The following is an 18,794-nucleotide window of genomic DNA, read 5'->3' on the forward strand; positions in this document are numbered from 1 at the left end:
CGACCGCCGCCGTACGTTCCCGGCCCTGCCGCCCAGGCCCGGCGCGGCGGGCGACTTCGCCGCGACCTGGTGGGGCAACGCCTGGGTGGAGTCGATGGAGGACACCGCGCTGGACACGGCGCGTCTCCAGCGCGGCCGTGCCTACGCGGGCAGAGGGCTTGTCGACGCGATCACCGTCACGCCCGGCCGGGTCATGGCCTATGTGCACGGGACAAGGCCCCGGCCGTACCGTACGGAGATCCGGCTCCGTGTGCTCGAAGAGTCCGACTGGGAGGAGCTCCTCGACACCGCGGCGGCCCGTCCCGACCACATCGCGGCCCTCCTGGACAAGGAGATGCCGCAGGCTCTCGCCGCGTCGGCCGACCTCCTGCCGTCGGCGGGCGATCTCACTCCCGACTGCTCCTGCCCGGACGACGGTTACCCGTGCAAGCACGCCGCCGCTCTCTGCTATCAGACGGCGCGGCTCCTCGACCAGGATCCCTTCGTCCTCTTTCTGATGCGTGGCCGTGGAGAGAGCGAAGTCCTCGCCGATCTGACTCGCCGCAACGCCACCCGCTCCGCCGCCGAGCGGACCTCGGCCGCACCGGCCATGCCCACGATCCCGGCCGACGCCGCCCTTCGACCGCGGTCGCTCCCGGCGCTTCCACCGCCGTTCCCGGTGCCCGCGGTGCCCGGTCGCCCGCCGGTCTATCCGCAGGTGCCCGGCGCGCCCGATCCGCTCGCGCTCGATCTCCTGGCCACCGAGGCGGCGGCCCGCGCGCACACGTTCCTCACCACCGGTCTCGATCCGGTCGGCGCCCTCACTGCCTGGCAGGACGCGGTACGTCTGGCCGCCGCCCATCCCGGTTCCGGACTCACCGCCTCCTCCCGTGCCCTCTACCGCGATCTGGCCGGCGGCCTGGACCGTACTCCCACCGATCTGGCCCGCGCCGTGGCCGCCTGGCGCCAGGGCGGCCTCGCGGGACTCGCCGTACTGGAAGAGCCCTGGGATCCGCCCGCGGGCCCCTTCGACCGGGCGCGCCCTGTCCTGGCCGCCGCGGACTTCCCGCACTTCCGGCCCTGGCGCAACCAGCTCTCCACGCCCTCCCTCCAGCTTCGTTTCGGCCGCGACGGGCTCTGGTACGGATACGAGTCGGACCGCGACCGCGAGGACTGGTGGCCGCGCGGCATCCCGGACACGGACCCGGTCGGCGCGCTCACCGCGCTGCTCGGCAGGTGACCGGTAGGCTCGTTTCTCCATATCGATCAGCATCGATCAGCGGTCCAAGGGGGCACGGTGGAAGCCGAGTTGGTGGCACTGGCGACAGCAGGCGCGACGGCGCTCGTCCAGCAGATGGCGACGGACGGCTGGACGCGGGTACGGGACCGGGTGGTCGGATTCTTCGCCGACCGGGGCTCGGCGTCCCCGGAATCGATCGAGGCCGAACTGGACACCGCACGCGCTGAACTGACCACGGCGCAGCAGGACGGCGACGAGCAGACGGCCGACGACCTCCGCGCGGAATGGCGCAACCGTCTGCGCCGCACACTGCGCGCCGACCCCGAGGCTGCCGCGGAACTGCGCGCGCTCGTGGACGAGTTGACTCCGACGCTCCCTGCCCAGCAGGTCCGGGACGTACACAACACGTTCAGCGGGGGTACCAACTACGGCACGTTCATTCAGGCCGGCAAGATCGACAATATGTACCCGGGCGGACAGGGCTGAGACGATGACCGGCGGGGGAAACAGCGTCAGCGGTGGCAGCCAGCGGAATGTGATCCAGGCAGGCACGATCGGCGAAGTGCACTTCCACGGTGACCATTCCGCCACGCCCGTGCAGTCCGGTATCGGGCATCAACTCCCGGTGGAAAACCCGGTGTTTGAGAACAGAGACGTCCAGACCGATCGGGTCCTGCGGGAACTCCGTGAGCGGGCGGAAGCCTCCCGGCCCGAACACCCGTCGGTCATCACCGTCAGCGGGATAAGCGGAATCGGCAAGACCGATCTGGTCATTCACCTTGCCCACAAGCTCAAGGACCGTTTCCCGGCGATATATCTGGATCTGGACGCATGGCGTACGGCAGGCTCCCTCGATCATGAGCCTCTGCTGAAGCACCTGCTTCGCTGGCTCGGAGTGCGGGAGGGCGGGCCTTCGTCGGAGTACCGGCACTTGGTGGGCCAGTACAGGGAGAAGACCCAGGGCGCGCGCCTTGCGCTTGTCCTCGACCATGTGCGGTCCGCGGACGAGATCAGGTCGCTGCTGCCGGTGTCCGCCGACGCGGTGGTCCTGGTCGCGAGTCAGGAGCGGCTCTCCGGACTGGCGCCGCAGGTCGCGCTCGAACTCGCGCTGGAGCCGCTGTCGCAGGAGCACGGCGAAGCGGTCCTCCGGAAGCTCAGCGACGGCAGACGGCCCGATGAATCCGCGCAGACGCTGGTCCCGCTCGCCCGGCTCTGCGCGGGCTTCCCGGTGGCCCTGCACGCTGCGGGCGAGCTGCTTGTCAAGTACCCCACCCGACGGATGGAACGGCTCGTCGCAGACCTCACGAAGGGCCTCCACGAGAAGGGCCTGCCCGTGGTGGAAGCGGTGTGGAACGCCTCGTACGGTACGCTCGCCGCGCCCGCCGCCCGCCTCTACCGGCTGCTGCCGTACCACCCTGGCTACGACATCACGCTCGAAGCCGCCGCCGCCCTCCTTGGGACGGGGCTCGATGAGGCGGAGGACGCGCGCGACGAACTCGTGAACGCCGGACTGCTGGCGATGTCGCCCCGCCCGGACCGCCGTCGGATGCACAGCCTGCTCCGCGCCCACGCCCTGCGCTGTGCGACCCGGCACGGCGACCCGGCCGAGACCGAGGAGGGGACGCGCCGGCTCCTCGTCTGGTACCGGAGGCAGGCGGAGCGGGCCGACCGGGCGATCCAGGAGACCAGAATGCGGGAGGCCGACACCGTGGCCGGGCTTCCGTACGCCCTTGATGTGCCGTTCACAAACGCGGTGCGGGCTCGGGCCTGGCTCGATGCGGAACGCATGGCGCTGTACGGACTGGTTTCGGTCGCCCGGGATCTGGGCGAGGACACCCATGCCTGGTCCCTCTGCGAACCGCTCTGGAAGCACTACGAGGACCACGACAATCACGAGGCCGCGGTCCGGGCGTTCGAGATCGGCCGGGACTGCGCGCAGCGGGACGGGTCGCCCAGGGCGGCGAAAGGCCTGATCCGGATGCGCTGCCAGCTCGCCCAGGCACTCTGGAACATCGGCCGGGCGGACGAAGCGGATGCGGAGACACGGCAGGCGGTGCTCTCGGCGGAGTCGGTCGTGCCCGGGGAGAAGCTCCAGGCCTCGGCCCTGGAGTTCCGGGGCAAGTATCTTGCCTGGCGCGGACAGTCGGACGAGGCCGTCCCGTACTTCCAGCAGTCGCGCGACATCCATCTCACGATCGAGAATCCCTATGGCGTACTGCTCCAGACCTTTCTTCTCGGCCGGACACTGCGCGCCGCCGGTCGGTTGCCCGAGGCCGAAGCGGAGTTGAAGGCCGCGCGCGGGCTGGCCGACAAGCAGAATCATGCCCGGATGAAGGGCCGGACGGCCGCCGAGCTGGCCCGCACTCACTACGAGTTGGGCCGTACGGAACGGGCCGTCGCGGCGTACGAGGACGCCCTGACCCATGAGCAGGCGCGGGGATCCGCGTACGACCAGATCGCGCTGCACGACGAACTCGCCGGAGTGACAGAGGAGTCGGGCGACCTGGAAGCGGCCGAGCGGCACCGTGTCCGCGCCCGCGAACTGCGTATTGAGGTGGGCATGGAGTCGGATCACGAAGACTGACGACGCGCCGACGGTCACAGCTCGGCGTACGCGTCGGCCTCCGTCGCGTACGTCAGCATGGCCCGCACCGGGCGGCCACCCACCACGCACGCAAGGGTCATGGGCAGGGCCGGAATCGGGTTGGCGTCGAGCCAGCCGTGGACGGCGGAGAGCACGGCCGCGGGGTCGGGCCGTACCAGCGGCCCGCTCTGCGAAGGGCCGACCGTGATGCTCACCGCCAGCAGCGTCGAGCGGTCGCGTCGCAGTATGCAACGGTGGTGCGAGAGCACGGCCGCCGCGGTGCGGCATGCGGGGTAGTGCTCCAGGATGTACGAGGTCCAGCCGTCCACCGTCCATACCACGTCGGATCCGTACGGTTCCCGGGCGGTCTCGGCGCGCGCCCGCCGGTGAATGAGCCCGGCGCTCCGCATCTCTTGCGTTGTCGAGTGACCGTCCTCTGCGGACACATGTCCTCCGTGCGGACCGCTGTTCAGCGGATACCGCGCCACGGAGACTTCGTTGCCTCCTGCCTCGACGCGCACGCGCGCCGCGAATGCCGACGGCCGCTGTCGGGCGATCCTGGGGACCGGCAGAGGGCGGACCGCGACCGGTCCGGGAGGCGGTTCGAGCCCGAGGAGCCGGTAGCAGCGTGTACGCAGCAGCTCCAGTGAGCGCCCTTGCTCGGCGAAGGCAGCGGCGGCGAGGCCGCTGCTGTCACCCGTACGGTGCGTGGCGACGGCGGCGTCGATCTGCGCGGCGAGCGGCCGGTCGACCGCCAAACGCGGTACGCGCGCCAGGAGTTCGGCCATGGGACTGGCCGGAAGCAGTTCCGTACCGCCTTCGTAGCAGCCGATCAGCGGCCGGTCCAGGGCCGCGGGATAGAGCGCGGTGGATCCGTGGTCGGTCAGCACGCAGTCGGCGGAGGTGAGGAGGGCGGCCCACTCCTCGTACGGCCGCGCGAGCAGCAGTCCGGCGGCCAGCGCGGGCGCGAGCCGCTGCCGCAGGGCGAATTCGCCCAGTCGGCTGTGGACATTGGGGTGCAGAACGAGAGCGACCTGATACGTGTCGTACGGCAGCTCGGCGGTCAACCGGCCCGGCAGCTCCGGCAGGCGCTCCGACAGCGACTCGGGCCCCCAGGTGGAGACCACGGCCACCAGCCGCCGCCCACCCGTGCCCAGCGCGTCCCGGTACCGCTCCCGGCGGGTACGGGACGCCAGCATCCGGTCCAGCGTCGGATCCCCGATGACGGCCGCCCGCCCGGCCACGGCCTCCGACTCCTGGGCGAGCCGCGCCAACTGGCCGGGATGCGCGAGGGCATGCAGCGAGGCCAGTGGCGATCCGTTACGCAGGAGCTGGCGCGGATGCAGTCCGGAAGCGGAGTCGTCCACGGACGAACGAGGGAGCCGCTTGTTGAACCCGGCGCCGTGCGGCAGCAGTACGAGCGGTCCCGGCAGCTCATGCAGCGGACCGTTGGGACTCGCCGCCACCACGAGATCATGCCGGCCGCGCACGGCCTCCGCCCAGGGAACGGTCCGCGCCCCGGCACCGTCGAGCGCGCCGAGTGCGTCCGTACTGAAGTCGGACCCGGGGACGAGAGTGAAGAGCGGCCGGACACGCTGATCCCCGGCGAAGACGGGAAGGGCGTCGAGCAGACGGTTCAGCGCGGTCGCGGACCGTACGGCAAACAACACCGTCCGCCGAGCCCGTTGCCCGTTGCCCGTTGCCCGTTGCCCGTTGCCCGTTGCCCGTTGCCCGTTGCCCGTTTCAGGATCCTTAATCCTACTTTGGGCGAGGCTTCGAGATATGCCTTTCTCCCAGGTCGGCGAGGGTTCTCCGGGTTGGTGAGACGGCACGGCCAGAGATTACGGGCTCCGACGGACCGGTGGCCAACAGCGCACACGCTGTCCCGCTGCCTGTCGCGGCACTGGGAGCGGAGGAGGAGCGCTCCGCGCCGCGACAGGCCTCATGCATGGGCCAACGGGATCAGGCCGTGTGGAGAGTCAGGCCGTAGCGGTTCAGGATTTCGTTGACCGGCTGGTACCAGGTCTCGCCGCCGCTGCTGCAGTTGCCCCAGCCGCCCGAGGTGACGCCCTGGGCCTGGTCGCCGCTGATGAAGGAGCCGCCGGAGTCGCCGCCCTCGGCGCAGACGCTCGTCTTGGTCATCTGGTGGACGGCGCCCTGGCTGTAGTTGACCGTTTCGTTCTTGGCCAGGACGTTGCCGCAGCGCCAGTGGGTCGTGGAGCCGGAGCGGCAGATCGAGGCGCCGATCGGGGCCTCGTTGGAGCCGCGGACGAGCTGGTCGGAGACGCTGCCCCAGCCGAGGACCACGGGGACGGTCCACCAGCCGCTGCCGACGTTCACCCACGCGTAGTCGTTGTCGGGGAAGGACGATCCCTGGAAGTTGCCGATGTACGAGCCGTCCCAGCCGCTCACGCCGGCGCCCGGCCGGCCGCAGTGGCCGGCCGTGACGAAGCCGCCGTAGACGGAGAAGCCGATGGAACAGCGGACGTTGCCCGTGTAGTACGGGTCGCCGCCGACGGTGCCCGCGGCGAAGGTCTGCGGGGCCTTGGCGGTCTCCTCGACCGTGACGGGACCGGCCTGCCGGGCGCGGGCGAGGAAGCCCTGGACATCGTTGTCGTTCTTCTGCGTGGCGACGACGTTCACGACAACCTTGTTGGCCTTGGGGTCGACGTGCCAGCTCGCGACACCGGTCGGCGCATCGAGCGCGTCGATCTTCGCCTTCGCCGCGTCGAGCTGCCGTGCGCTGTGCTTGACCAGCCGCACGGTCGCGCCGGTCGCCCGTACGGCGTCGGCCTTCCCGGTGCTGGTGACCGCGACGGTCAGCGTGCCGCTGTCCGCGTTGAACCAGGAACCGCCGTACGACGATCCCGCCGCGCGCCGCGCCTTTCCGTCGACGGCCGTCGCGGTCTTCTCCGCCGCGAGACGCGCCTCGGCCTGGCTCTTCGTCAGGCCCAGGTCCTTCTGCATCGCGGAGAGCAGACCGGCGGAGGCCGGTGCTTCGGAGGCGGTGGAGGGGGCCGCCGCCGCGGGAACGAGGCCGGCGGTGGCCCAGGTTCCGAGGACGAGGAGTGCGGACAGGCCGGTGCGTATCACTGTCGTGCGTCTCAAGGGATTGGCCCTTCTGGTTGTTCCAGCATCGTGGGGGTGGAACGTGGAACAGTGACCGGCTGAGAGCGCTCTCAGCCCGTATCAGCCGGAGCGTAGCCGAGGATCATGAACAGGTCCATGCCAATGAACAACCCGGGCCGCGCCCTGCCCGGTCGGGGCTTCCCGCTGTCTGTTTGAGGTGGCGTCATGGCGGTAGCGACATCCGGCGGATCACGGATCGCTGTTTGTTCCAGCGCCGTTTATTCGTTCGATCACGGCTGATCGGCCCTGTTAACTTCCTGACGTGGCAACGAAACTCAATCAGATCATCGCAGTGGAGAAAGGCGTCAAGTCCAAGGCGCACCAGGACCTGACGGTGGCCCATCACGGCCTCCAGAAGCCGGCCCTGCTCGCCGGTATCTCCCGTACGTATCAGCCGAAGGACGAGGAGGGTGAGCAGCTTCCGCCCGAGTCCACCCGTGTCCAGGTCAAGGCCGAGGACGTACTGCGCGAGACCGCGAAGACCCTGACGAGGCTGTTCGATGTGACCGCCACCAAGGACTGGGCGAACTGCACGGCGCGCGCCGACATCACCGTCGACGGACGGGTGCTGGTGAGCGAGGCGCCGGTGTCGTATCTGCTCTTCCTGGAGAAGCAGCTCACCGACCTCAACACCTTTGTACGTAAGCTGCCGGTGCTGGACGCCTCGGAGTCCTGGAGCCAGGACCCGTCGACGGACGCGTGGAAGACCGAGGCGGTACGGACCGTCCGTACGAAGAAGGTCCCGCGCAACCATGTGAAGGCCGAGGCCACCGAGAAACACCCGGCGCAGGTCGAGGTGTATTACGAGGACATACCCGTCGGTTACTGGACCACGGTGAAATTCAGCGGCGCGCTGCCCGCCCGTCGGGTGAACGAGCTGCTCGACCGGGTCGAGAAGCTCCAGCAGGCCGTGAAGTTCGCCCGCGAGGAGGCGAACGGCACGGATGTCACCGATCGGCTGATAGGTGACGCGGTGTTCGGCTACCTGTTCGGGTAGCCTCGAAGACTCCCCGGCTGCCTGCTTGTGCGGCCGGGGTGCGCGAGGAGCGCAAGCTGAAACTGAGGCTTGTCGTGACTGCGCGGTTCCAGTGGAGGTTCGAGTCCTCCCCGCGGCACATCCGTAGCAGGATGGACGGGCCGCGGTAGCCCAATCGGCAGAGGCAGACCGCGATCAATCTCAGACTATTGCTCCAGACTCAGCATTGGCCCCCGATCGCCGGATCGATCGGACCCAGGCCCTGGGACGTCGAAGTGCCGGTTCAAGTCCGGCCCGTGCAGCTCGATGCGCGGTGGTCCAATGGCAGGACGCGACGACATTACGACTGACCTGGGTTCTCAAGTGTGCCGGCGTGTGACATGGGCGGCATGACAGGGCTCGGGGGCCGGCTACGCCCCCGGGTCCGCTCCTCTTCCTCCTCTTTCCTGCTCTTCTGAGCCCCCTCACTGGCGGTATCCGCTCAGAAAGCGGCCGATGCGGCTGATCGCCGCGTCGAGGTCGTCCGCGTACGGCAGAGTCAGAATCCTGAAGTGGTCCGTACGCGGCCAGTTGAAGCCTGTCCCCTGGACGACCTGGATCTTCTCGCGCAGCAGCAGGTCCAGTACGAATCGCTCGTCGTCATGGATCTTGTGCACCTTCGGATCGAGCCGAGGGAAGGCGTACAGCGCGCCCTTCGGCTTGACGCAGGAGACGCCCGGAATCTCGTTCAGCTTCTCCCAGGCGCGATTGCGCTGCTCATGGAGTCTGCCGCCCGGAGCCGTCAGCTCGCGGATGGACTGCCGGCCGCCGAGCGCGGCCTGAATGGCGTACTGCGCGGGCGCGTTGGGACACAGCCGCATTGACGCGAGCATCGTGAGCCCTTCCAGATAGCTGCGCGCGTGCTGCTTGGGCCCGCTGACGACGAGCCAGCCGGAACGGAAGCCCGCCACCCGGTAGGTCTTCGAGAGCCCGCTGAAGGTGAGGACGACCAGATCGGGAGCGAGGGCCGCGGCGGTGTGGTGGACCGCGTCGTCATAGACGATCTGATCGTAGATCTCGTCCGCGAACACCATGAGCTGATGACGGCGGGCGAGATCCAGCATCCCTTCGACTATCTCCCGTGGATAGACGGCCCCGGTGGGATTGTTGGGATTGATGATCACAACGGCCTTGGTGCGGTCGGTGATCTTCGCGGCCAGATCGTCGAGATCCGGATACCAGTCCGCGGACTCGTCGCAGAGATAGTGCACGGGACGGCCGCCGGCCAGAGTCGTGACGGCGGTCCAGAGCGGGAAGTCGGGCGCCGGGATGAGGACTTCGTCGCCGTCCTCCAGCAGCGCCTGGACGGCCATCGAGACCAGCTCGGAGACTCCGTTCCCCAGGAAGATGTCATCGACGGTGACATCCGGCAGACCCAGCGTCTGATACCGCTGGGCGACGGCACGGCGCGCCGAGAGTATGCCGCGCGAGTCCGTGTACCCATGGGCCTGGGGGAGCATCCGGATCATGTCCTGGAGGATCTCCTCCGGTGCCTCGAACCCGAAGAGCGCGGGATTGCCGGTGTTGAGGCGCAGGACGCTGTGGCCCGCCTCCTCCAGTGCGTCGGCGTGCTCGATCACCGGGCCGCGGATCTCGTAGCAGACCTCGCTCAGTTTGCTCGACTGCCGGAATTCCATGCGGTGGCCTCCCAGACCTTGTTGCGATACTTGGTTTTACCAAGTGCGAGCTTGGAAAGTCCAACAACATGTCTAGACTGCGCCACATGTCACGTCGCCGAAGTTACGACCAGTACTGCGCCACCGCCCGTGCCCTTGACGCCGTGGGTGACCGCTGGACCCTGCTGATCGTCCGTGAACTCCTCGCCGGGCCCCGCCGTTACACCGATCTGCACGCCGATCTGCCCGGCGTCAGTACGGATGTGCTCGCCTCCCGGCTCAAGGACATGGAGCGCGACGAACTGGCCACGCGCCGCAGACTGCCGCCGCCGTCCGCCGCGTATGTGTATGAACTCACCGAGCGCGGGCGTGGGTTGCTGCCGGTCCTCACGGCCCTCGCGGAGTGGGGCGCTCCGGCGCTGGAGGAGCGCAGGCCCACCGACGCCGTACGGGCGCACTGGTTCGCCGTGCCGCTGCTGCCGGTGCTCGACGGTCTGCCGGGCCCAGGCGGCGCAGACGGGTACGGACAGGAGGGCGTGGTGGAAGTCCGGCTGGACGAAGGCGCGTTCCATATACGGCTCGGCGCGGGCGATCCGGTGTACGGCGACGGTCCGGCGGAGAGCCCGGATGCCCGTCTGGTCCTCGACGCCGACACCTGCCGTGCGTTGAGCGGAGGCGAGCTGACGGTCGGGGACGGAGTGCGGGACGGGCGTATCGAGGTGTCGGGCGAGGGGGCGCTGGCCAAGGTGCTGCGCGGCGAGTGAAACCTCCTTCATTGAACCTTTAACGCGTTCTTAATGTATTTCTCAATACCTTGAGAGAAAGTGGGGTTAAATTACTCTATTTGTCACCCGGTGTCATACTTGATGATGTCCGTGTTCCCTGACGGTCCGAGGGTGAGATGAATGGCAATGATTCGGCCGGACACCGAGCACGAGGAACAGTCCGTCCGATCGAATGTCTTTGTGGACGAGTCGTCCACGGCGAAGGCCGCTGTCGATGCCCAGGGCGTGGTGACGCGGTGGAGTGAGGGGGCCCGCAGGCTGCTGGGTTACGCGCCTGCCGAGGTCGTGGGACGGCCCCTGGCTGGGCTGTTCGCCGACGCTGAGACCGCGGAGTCCGCCGCGCGGGCGGCGGAGGAGGCGCGGCGGAGCCCGGAGGCGCTGGGCAGATGGAGCGGTACGGTCACGCTGCTGCACCGGGACGGTGAGCAGGTGGACGTACCGCTGCTGGCGCATCTACGGACAACGCCTGATCTCCAGGCTTCCACCGGCACCGGCACCGGCACCGGCACCGACACCGACACCGACACCGACATCGAGACCGAGACCTCCACCGGCACCGAGGTTTCCTCCGAGGCTCCCGAGGCCTCCGCCGCGAGCCGTGCCGACGCCGAGTGGCTCCTTGTCTCTCCGCTCTCCCGCCCCCCGCCGTGCACCGAGGACGGCGAGCTGATCGAGGAGTTCTTCGTCCAGTCCCCGTGCAAGATGGCGATCTACGACACCCATCTGCGGCTGCGCTGTGCGAACGAGGACATGGAGCGCCTGCTGGGCCTGGCCCAGGACGACGTACGCGGACTGCGGCTGCCGGAGATCGTGCCCGGCCCGGAGTCCGAGAACACCGAGCGTCATATGCGGCTGGCGCTGGAGACCGGCGTACCGCGGCAGCTCGCGTACTCCCTGCGCATGGTGGGCCATGAACACGAACTCGCCTGGTCGCTCTCCATCTCGCCGCTCCGGGACCATGAGAAGCGGGTGCGGGGTGTGATGGTGGCGACGCATGACGTGACCTCGCAGCACACGGCCCGGCAGCGGCTGCTTCTGGTCAACGAGGCCAGCGTCCGTATCGGCAGCACCCTCGACATCGGCCGTACCGCGCAGGAGCTCACCGACGTGTCCGTCCCGGTCCTGGCCGATTTCGTGACCGTGGATCTGATCCCCACGGTCAATGAGGGCGGCGAGCCGCCGTCAGGACCGTTGACCGGCCGGGTGACGCTGCGCCGCGCCGCGTGCAGCTCGGTCTTCGAGGGTGTCCCCGAGTCCGTGGTCCCGGTGGGCGAGACGGATGTCTACTCCGACTACTCACCCGCCGCCGAGAGCCTGCTCACCGCGCGCGGAGTCGTGAGCAGGATGACGGAGCCCGCCACCAACCGCTGGAGGATCCAGGCACCCGAGCGGGCCGCCAAGGCGCGCGAGTTCGGCTTCCACGCGATGATGGCCGTTCCTCTGCGCGCCCGCGGGACCACTCTCGGTGTGGCGACCTTCACCCGGCACCGGCGTCCCGAGTCCTTCGAACAGGAGGATCTGCTCCTGGCCGAGGAGATCACGGCCAGGGCCGCCGTCTGCATCGACAACGCCCGCCGCTTCACCCACGAACGCGAAACGGCACTGACTCTCCAGCGCAGCCTGCTGCCCAGGAAGCTGCCCGAGAACGCGGCGGCCGAGGTTGCCTTCCGCTATCTCCCCGCCGACACCAGGGCCGGAGTCGGCGGCGACTGGTTCGATGTGATCCCGCTGTCCAGCTCCCGGGTCGCCCTGGTCGTGGGCGATGTCGTCGGTCATGGCCTCCAGGCGTCGGCCACGATGGGCCGGCTGCGGACGGCGGTGCGCACGCTGGCCGATGTCGATCTGCCGCCCGACGAACTGCTCACCCATCTCGACGACCTCGTCAACCATCTCGCCGCCGAAGCGGCGAGCGGCCAAGGCGTGGGCGCGCCCATAACGGCGGAATCCGCCGGGGACGTCGGTGCCACCTGTCTGTACGCGGTCTACGATCCGGTCTCCCGGCACTGCTCGCTGGCCCGCGCCGGACATCCCCAGCCCGCGGTGGTCAGCCCCGACGGAGCCGTCGAATTTCTCGACCTGCCCGCGGGACCGCCGCTCGGGCTGGGCAATCTGCCGTTCGAGAGCGTCGATGTGGATCTGGCGGAAGGCAGCATTCTCGCCCTCTACACCAACGGTCTGATCGAGAGGCGCGAGCGCGGCATCGACGAGACGCTGGCCGCGCTGAGCGAGGCCCTGTCCCAGCCCACCGCGCCTCTGGAGGAGATCTGCGACAGCGTGCTCAAGGCGCTGCTCCCGCCTCACCCGGCCGACGATGTCGCGCTGCTCCTCGCCCGTACGCACGCGCTCGACGCGAACCAGGTGGTCACCTGGGAGCTGAACTGCGACCCGGCCGTGGTCAGCGAGGCACGGGGCGAGGTTTCGGCCCAGCTCGCCGACTGGGGCCTTGACGAGGCCGTCTTCACCACGGAGCTGGTGGTCAGCGAACTCGTCACCAACGCCATCCGGTACGCCGAGGCGCCCATCCAGCTCCGGCTGATCCATGACCGCAGCCTCATCTGCGAGGTCTCCGACGGCAGCAACACCGCGCCGCATCTGCGCCGCGCCCGTGTCTTCGACGAGGGAGGCCGCGGGCTGCTGCTGGTGGCCCAGCTCACCCAGAGCTGGGGCACGCGCCAGGGCGTCGGCGGAAAGACGATCTGGGCGGAGCAGAGCCTTCCGGTCATGGGTCTGTGAGCCTCAGGGGCCCGTGAGCCGTGGGCCTGGGTTACGGGCTTGTGAGCCGCCTTCTGAACGGTTGAACGCCTGAACGATGATGAACGGGTGCGACTCGAAGCGATCACCTGGGACCGGCTGACCGAGGCCCTCGCCGAGCGGATCCTGGAGACGGAGCCGGCGGACGGCGGGCCCTGGTCGCGCGTGGCTGTCGACGGCGCGCCTGCCGCCGGGACCGCCGGACCGGCCGAGGCGCTCGCCGAGGCATTGCGGATACGCGGCCGGTCGGTGCTGGTCGTCGGTACCGCCGGCTTTCTGCGCCCGGCCTCGCTGCGGTACGAGTACGGGCGCGAGGACCCCGACGCGTACTACAGCGGCTGGTTCGACACCGGCGCCCTCTGGCGCGAGGTGTTCGGACCTCTGGAGCCGGGCGGCAGCGGGCGGGTCCTGCCCGATCTCTGGGACCCGGCCACCGACCGGGCGACGCGCAGCCAGCACCGTCGACTCGCGCCCGGCGGTGTGCTGGTGCTGCACGGGCCGCTGCTGCTGGGGCACTGGTTCCCGTTCGACCTCACTGTGCATCTGCGGCTCTCACCGGGCGCGCTCCGGCGCCGTACCGACGCGGGCGAACTCTGGACGCTGCCCGCCTTCGCGCGGTACGAGGACGAGGTGGACCCGGTCGCGGTCGCCGATGTGGTCGTACGGGCCGATGATCCCCGGCATCCGGCCTGGGGCGGGCTGGGCTGACGGGCGAGTCGGCGCCGTGACCGTATGACTTTCATGTGCCCTGGCCCGTGAGCTGGCGACTACGGTCCGTCCGGTGGTCGTCCGCCCACCGTCGCCACCGCTTGTGCTCCCGCCCGGCAGCCCGCGGCGGCGGCCCGTACGAGGTCCGCGCCCGTCAGCCGCGCCGCCAGGAACGCGCCGGTGAAGGCGTCGCCCGCTCCCGTCGAGTCCACGGCGCGCGCCGGGACGGGCGGTACACGGGCACGGACGGCGCCCGCCTCCGCCACCAGAGCGCCGTCCCCGCCCAGCGTGACCACCGCCACCGGCACCCGTCGGCTCAGCTCGGCGGCGGCGTCCGCAGGATCCGTCAGTCCGGTCAGGAGTCTGGCCTCGTCCACGTTGGGCAGCAGCGTCTCCACGCCCTCCATCGCAGCCAGAAAACGGTCCGCGCCCAGCTCCTCGATAAAGCCGGCCGAGGCGGGATCCACGCTCACCGGAATCTCCCGCTCCAGCGCCGCCGCCATCACGAAGGCGGCGAGCCGTCGGCTCACCTCGGTGAAGAAGAGATAGCCGGAGAGATGCAGCCGTCCGATCCCGTCGAGGAGGGACGGCGACCAGTCGACGGGTGACAGTCGCAGCGTCGCGCCGCTGTCGGTGAGAAGTGTGCGCTCCGCGGAGGCGTCGACCAGGCATATCACCGTGGCGGTCGGCGCCTTGTCATCGATGACGAGATGTGCCCGTACCCCTGCCCGTCGCAGCCGCTCCGCATGCCAGTCATGGGCGTCCGCGCCCACCCGCGCCAGCAGCCGTACGTCCGCGCACCCGCTGTGGACGGCCCAGCAGGCCGCGTTGGCCCCGGCACCGCCCGGCAGCGTACGGATCTCGGCGGCCGTGTCCGTACCGTGCGCGAGAGGTGTGCGGTACCGCGCCACCACATCGGTCACCACGTCCCCGACCACCAGCAGCGCGCCGCCGCCGGGCAGAGCGCCGTGGTTCACCGGGCCGAGGCGATCCGCGCCACGGCGATCCGGGCCGCGAGCCGTACGTTGCCGCGTACCGCCGCCAGATTGGCCTCCAGCGAGGCGCCCGCGGTCTGCCGCATGAGATGGTCCAGCAGGAACGGAGTGACGGCCTGGCCGCCGATCCCGCGCTCATGACACTCGGTGAGCGCCTCCGCGAGCACCCGGTCGTGCAGCGCCGGATCGAGCTGTTCCGCCTCCGGTACGGGATTGGCGACGATCAGCGCCGACTCGGGACCGCCCAGCGTGTCCTGTGCGCGCATCACGGCCGCGACCTCCTCGGGCGAATGGACCGTCCAGTCGACCGGCTCGCCGGAAGAGGCCAGATAGAAGCCGGGGAAACGTTCCGTCCCGTAGCCCAGGATGCCGACGCCCAGCGTCTCCAGCCGCTGGAGCGTCGCCGGGACGTCCAGGATCGATTTGACGCCCGCGCAGACGACCGTCATCCGGGTCCTGGCCAGCAGCGCCAGATCGGCCGACTCGTCCTGGGTCTCGGTCCAGCCGCGGTGGACTCCGCCCAGACCGCCGGTAGCGAAGATCCGGATCCCGGCCCTCGCGGCGAGAAACGCGGTGGCGGACACGGTCGTCGCACCGCTCGCGCCCGCAGCGATCGCCGGTGCCAGATCACGGTGGCCCAGTTTCCGTACGGATGTGTCCTCGGCGATCCGTTCCAACTGGTCCTTGACCAGGCCCACATGAGGCACGCCGTCCAGCACGGCCACGGTCGCGGGCACGGCGCCGTCGGCCCGCACCAGCGCCTCCAGCTCCTCCGCGACCGCCAGATTGCGCGGGCGCGGCAGTCCGTGCGCGATGATCGTGGACTCCAGGGCGACCACGGGACGGCCCGCGGCGAGCGCCTCCCGCACCTCGGGGGAGCGCTGCGATGTGATGTCTGGCATGTACCCATCCATGGCACGTCCGGGGCCCGCGCAAACGTCGGCCACGGAATCGTGGATCTGGTACGGAATCGCCGGCCGGCGGGAAAGCCGGTCGGCGATCGTGTCCGGAATCGCGTCCGCGAGGGACGGTCGGATTCGGCCTGTGACCTCAGCCGTGTGACACCTGCGGCATCAGGCGGCCTTCACTCCGTCCAGTGCGCCGTGCGGATTGAACACATACTTACGGCTCGCTCCCTGATCGAACTCCGCGTATCCGCGCGTCGCGTCGTCCAGCGAGATCACCGTGGCGTTGACCGCCTTCGCGATATGCACCTTGTCGTGCAGGATCGCCTCCGAGAGGCCTCGGTGGTACTTCATCACCGGGCACTGACCGGTCGTGAACTCATGGCTCTTCGCCCAGCCGAGGCCCAGCCGTACCTTCAGCGTGCCGGACTTGGCGTCCTGGTCGACACCGCGCGGGTCCTCGGTGACATACAGCCCCGGGATACCCAGCTTGCCGCCCGCCCTGACGATGTTCATCAGGGAGTTGAGGACGGTCGCCGGTGCCTCGTCGGTGTCCTTGCCGTAGGCGCGCGCCTCGAAGCCGACCGCGTCGACCGCCGAGTCCACCTCCGGCACACCCAGGATCTGGGCTATGTGGTCCTCCAGCGAACCCAGCGTCAGATCGACGGTCTCACAGCCGAAGCTGCGGGCCTGGTCCAGCCGTTGGGTGTTGAGGTCGCCGACGATGACCACCGACGCGCCGAGGAGCTGCGCCGAAGCCGCGGCCGCCAGTCCGACGGGTCCCGCGCCCGCGATGTACACCGTGGAGCCGACCTCCGTGCCCGCGGTCACGGCACCGTGGAAGCCGGTCGGGAAGATGTCCGAGAGCATCGTCAGATCGAGGAGCTTCTCGCGTGCCGCGTCCCGGTCGGGGAACTTGAGCAGATTGAAGTCCGCGTACGGCACCATGACGTACTCCGCCTGGCCACCGACCCAGCCGCCCATGTCGACATAGCCGTATGCCGCGCCCGGACGGGCCGGATTGACGTTCAGACAGATTCCGGTCTTGCGCTCCTTGCAGTTCCGGCAGCGCCCGCAGGCGATGTTGAAGGGCACCGAGACGATGTCACCGGTGTCGATGAACTCGACATCGGGTCCCTTCTCGATGACCTCGCCGGTGATCTCGTGACCGAGGATCAGACCTTCGGGGGCCGTTGTACGGCCTCGTACCATGTGCTGGTCGCTGCCGCATATGTTGGTGGCGAGGACCTTGAGGATGACTCCGTGCCGGCACTTGCGGCCGACATTGGCGGGAGCCACTCCCGGCCCGTCGCGAAGTTCGAGCACTGGGTAGTCGGTTTCCCTGACTTCCACCTCACCCGGCTTGATGTATGCGACCGCCTTGTTTCCTCCGCTCATGCTGACTCGCCGTCCCTTCGGTTCTGCCTGTCCAGCGGATGACTCGGCCTGTGCACGGGTCATGGAGTCCGCTACCGCTCAGGCGGTCCGGCCACGGTGTGTGCGGACACGGGAATCCGCCCGGTCGGCGGGGCCGGACGTACTGCGCCTCGCACGGTTTCCGCCGGGCTGTACGCGCGGTGGTGCTCCACAAATCAGCCTAAGCCCGGCAAGGAAAGCGGACAAGTGACGGCAAAGTCGTACAATCCCGCCCTCTCGCCCGGGCTCAGAACAGCGGCGCCGGGAGCACACCCTCCAGGGCCAGCAACTGTCGCTTGGTCTCCAGCCCGCCGCCGAAACCGCCGAGCCCGCCGTCGCTCTCCACCACCCGGTGACACGGCACCACCACCGGCAGCGGATTGGAGCCCATGGCCACGCCGACCGCCTGCGCGGCGCCCGGCTGGCCCACCCGGCGTGCCAGGTCGCCATACCCCACCACGGCTCCGTACGGCACACCCGCCGCCAGCTCGCGCAGCACCTGCCGGTTGAAGCCTCCGGAGAGCGACCAGTCCAGCGGCAGTCCGAACTCCCGCAGCTCGCCCGCGAAATACGCCGACAGCTCACGTATCGCCTCGGCCAGCAGACCCGACGACGATTCGGCCGGCTCGACGCCGAGCCGCTCCCTGAGCTGTCTCAGCGCCCTCTCCCTTACCGGCCCGTCGGCGTGGAAGACCACGCTCACCAGGCCATGGCCGGTCGCGGCCAGCAGCAGCGGCCCGATGTCACTGCCCACGACGGTCCACTCCAGCGAGGACTGCCCGTAAGTGTTCACGCGGGTATTCATGCGAACCACCGTAAGGGCCACCACTGACAACGGGTCTCAGCCCGCTGACAGCGGGCCTCAGCCCACCGCCTCCCGCACCACGTCCGGGTTGTTGGTGATGATCCCGTCCACACCGAGGTCCCTGACCCGCACCGCGCCCGTCGCGTCGTTGACCGTCCAGGTGCTGACCGTGAGTGGCTTGCCGTGCGGGCCCTTCAGCCGGTGCACGGCGGCCACATAGCCGGCGGTCAGCGAGGTGTACGACGGATTGATCTGGTCCGTGAAGGCGGCGTAGGCGGGCAGCTCGGCCGTCGCCGGTGTGCCGAGGAAGCCCGTCGTGATCTCTGGGCGCCGCTGGTGCACCGTACGGACGCTGTCCGCGCTGAAGCTCTGGATGACCAGCTTCTCCTCGACGTGGGCGCGGTCCAGCCAGCCCTCCTGGCGGAGCACCCGCAGGATGTCCTTCTCGATGCCCGGATACTGCTCGGGGCCCTTGATCTCCAGGAGCAGCTTCTGACGGTTGGCGTCGACGGTGTTCAGGAACTGCTTCAGCGTCGGTACGCGCTCGCCCGCCCACCGCGCGCCGAACCAGCTTCCCGCGTCCAGCCGCGCGATCTCGGCGGCGGTGAAGTCCTTGACCTTCCATGGCGCCCGGTCGGGAAAGACCTTCTCGACGTCCGTGGTCCGCAGGAGAGTGTCGTCGTGGATCACGACCAGAGCGCCGTCCCTGGTGCGCTGCACATCGTTCTCCACCCAGTCGACGCCCAGGTCACCGGCCCGGTCGACGGCCGCCAGGGTGTTCTCCGGCGCGTACGCCGAGGCACCGCGGTGCGCGATGACGAGCGGGCCGCCGGCCCTGGGCGCGTCAGCGGTGGCGGCGTCAGCGG

15 protein-coding genes are annotated in these 18,794 nt (G+C 69.5%); 7 read left to right on the forward strand and 8 right to left on the reverse strand.

From position 1 onward, the window contains the following. From GA0115259_RS12035 to GA0115259_RS12045, 3 genes are all read left to right on the forward strand, one after another. Positions 1-1,219 (forward strand): SWIM zinc finger family protein (locus GA0115259_RS12035; protein ID WP_107469170.1); only part of this gene is annotated, 1,219 nt, incomplete at its 5' end. Between the two features lie 57 nt (positions 1,220-1,276). Then, a complete protein-coding gene (locus tag GA0115259_RS12040; protein WP_093594972.1) occupies positions 1,277-1,705 on the forward strand; it encodes a hypothetical protein in 429 nt (142 codons plus the stop codon). Between the two features lie 4 nt (positions 1,706-1,709). Further along, on the forward strand, positions 1,710-3,803 hold the full coding sequence (locus tag GA0115259_RS12045) for a tetratricopeptide repeat protein (RefSeq protein WP_093594975.1): 2,094 nt from the start codon (positions 1,710-1,712) through the stop codon (positions 3,801-3,803). A gap of 14 nt (positions 3,804-3,817) precedes the next feature. On the opposite strand, the gene GA0115259_RS12050 is transcribed toward GA0115259_RS12045, so the two are convergent. Continuing rightward, positions 3,818-5,473, reverse strand: a complete 1,656-nt coding sequence (locus tag GA0115259_RS12050) for a hypothetical protein (RefSeq protein ID WP_093594978.1) — start codon at positions 5,471-5,473, stop codon at positions 3,818-3,820. A gap of 292 nt (positions 5,474-5,765) precedes the next feature. After that, positions 5,766-6,896 carry a S1 family peptidase gene (locus tag GA0115259_RS12055; RefSeq protein ID WP_093594981.1) on the reverse strand — a complete coding sequence of 377 codons (1,131 nt, stop codon included), beginning with the start codon at positions 6,894-6,896 and terminating at the stop codon, positions 5,766-5,768. Positions 6,897-7,194: 298 nt separating this feature from the next. Between GA0115259_RS12055 and GA0115259_RS12060 the strand changes: the two genes are divergently transcribed. Further along, on the forward strand, positions 7,195-7,929 hold the full coding sequence (locus tag GA0115259_RS12060) for a DUF7873 family protein (RefSeq protein ID WP_093594984.1): 735 nt from the start codon (positions 7,195-7,197) through the stop codon (positions 7,927-7,929). A 443-nt stretch (positions 7,930-8,372) separates the two neighbouring features. Here GA0115259_RS12060 and GA0115259_RS12065 read toward each other — a convergent pair whose 3' ends face one another. After that, complete coding sequence (locus GA0115259_RS12065) at positions 8,373-9,584, reverse strand: pyridoxal phosphate-dependent aminotransferase (protein WP_093594987.1); 1,212 nt, start codon at positions 9,582-9,584, stop codon at positions 8,373-8,375. An 86-nt stretch (positions 9,585-9,670) separates the two neighbouring features. Between GA0115259_RS12065 and GA0115259_RS12070 the strand changes: the two genes are divergently transcribed. The 3 genes from GA0115259_RS12070 to GA0115259_RS12080 all read left to right on the forward strand — a co-directional run bounded on the left by GA0115259_RS12070 (position 9,671) and on the right by GA0115259_RS12080 (position 13,807). Then, on the forward strand, positions 9,671-10,327 hold the full coding sequence (locus GA0115259_RS12070) for a winged helix-turn-helix transcriptional regulator (protein ID WP_093594990.1): 657 nt from the start codon (positions 9,671-9,673) through the stop codon (positions 10,325-10,327). 147 nt (positions 10,328-10,474) lie between these two features. Continuing rightward, positions 10,475-13,081, forward strand: coding sequence for a SpoIIE family protein phosphatase (locus GA0115259_RS41155; RefSeq protein ID WP_370747642.1), 2,607 nt, complete (start codon positions 10,475-10,477; stop codon positions 13,079-13,081). An 87-nt stretch (positions 13,082-13,168) separates the two neighbouring features. Next, a complete protein-coding gene (locus tag GA0115259_RS12080; RefSeq protein WP_093594996.1) occupies positions 13,169-13,807 on the forward strand; it encodes a nucleoside/nucleotide kinase family protein in 639 nt (212 codons plus the stop codon). A gap of 59 nt (positions 13,808-13,866) precedes the next feature. Here the strand turns inward: GA0115259_RS12080 and GA0115259_RS12085 are convergent, their stop codons facing one another. The 5 genes from GA0115259_RS12085 to GA0115259_RS12105 form a co-directional block, all read right to left on the reverse strand. After that, positions 13,867-14,784, reverse strand: a complete 918-nt coding sequence (locus tag GA0115259_RS12085) for a carbohydrate kinase family protein (protein WP_093594999.1) — start codon at positions 14,782-14,784, stop codon at positions 13,867-13,869. Continuing rightward, a complete protein-coding gene (locus tag GA0115259_RS12090; RefSeq protein WP_093595002.1) occupies positions 14,781-15,704 on the reverse strand; it encodes a pseudouridine-5'-phosphate glycosidase in 924 nt (307 codons plus the stop codon). Before GA0115259_RS12090 ends, GA0115259_RS12085 begins: the two co-directional genes overlap by 4 nt. A gap of 171 nt (positions 15,705-15,875) precedes the next feature. Further along, positions 15,876-17,105, reverse strand: coding sequence for a formaldehyde dehydrogenase, glutathione-independent (fdhA, locus tag GA0115259_RS12095; RefSeq protein ID WP_093595005.1), 1,230 nt, complete (start codon positions 17,103-17,105; stop codon positions 15,876-15,878). A gap of 265 nt (positions 17,106-17,370) precedes the next feature. Continuing rightward, positions 17,371-17,928: a methylated-DNA--[protein]-cysteine S-methyltransferase gene (locus GA0115259_RS12100; protein WP_202449920.1), complete on the reverse strand. Its 558-nt coding sequence runs from the start codon at positions 17,926-17,928 to the stop codon at positions 17,371-17,373. Between the two features lie 57 nt (positions 17,929-17,985). Continuing rightward, positions 17,986-18,794 (reverse strand): glycerophosphodiester phosphodiesterase (locus tag GA0115259_RS12105; RefSeq protein WP_093595011.1); only part of this gene is annotated, 809 nt, incomplete at its 5' end.

Origin of the sequence: Streptomyces sp. MnatMP-M17, from assembly GCF_900091995.1 — a bacterium.
GTDB lineage: Bacteria > Actinomycetota > Actinomycetes > Streptomycetales > Streptomycetaceae > Streptomyces.

Coding starts and splice junctions, on each gene's coding strand:
- GA0115259_RS41155 (WP_370747642.1), top strand. CDS start 10,475: ATGATTCGGCCGGACACCGAGCACGAGGAACAGTCCGTCCGATCGAAT.
- GA0115259_RS12090 (WP_093595002.1), bottom strand. CDS start 15,704: ATGCCAGACATCACATCGCAGCGCTCCCCCGAGGTGCGGGAGGCGCTC.
- GA0115259_RS12065 (WP_093594987.1), bottom strand. CDS start 9,584: ATGGAATTCCGGCAGTCGAGCAAACTGAGCGAGGTCTGCTACGAGATC.
- GA0115259_RS12070 (WP_093594990.1), top strand. CDS start 9,671: ATGTCACGTCGCCGAAGTTACGACCAGTACTGCGCCACCGCCCGTGCC.
- fdhA (WP_093595005.1), bottom strand. CDS start 17,105: ATGAGCGGAGGAAACAAGGCGGTCGCATACATCAAGCCGGGTGAGGTG.
- GA0115259_RS12100 (WP_202449920.1), bottom strand. CDS start 17,928: ATGAATACCCGCGTGAACACTTACGGGCAGTCCTCGCTGGAGTGGACC.
- GA0115259_RS12045 (WP_093594975.1), top strand. CDS start 1,710: ATGACCGGCGGGGGAAACAGCGTCAGCGGTGGCAGCCAGCGGAATGTG.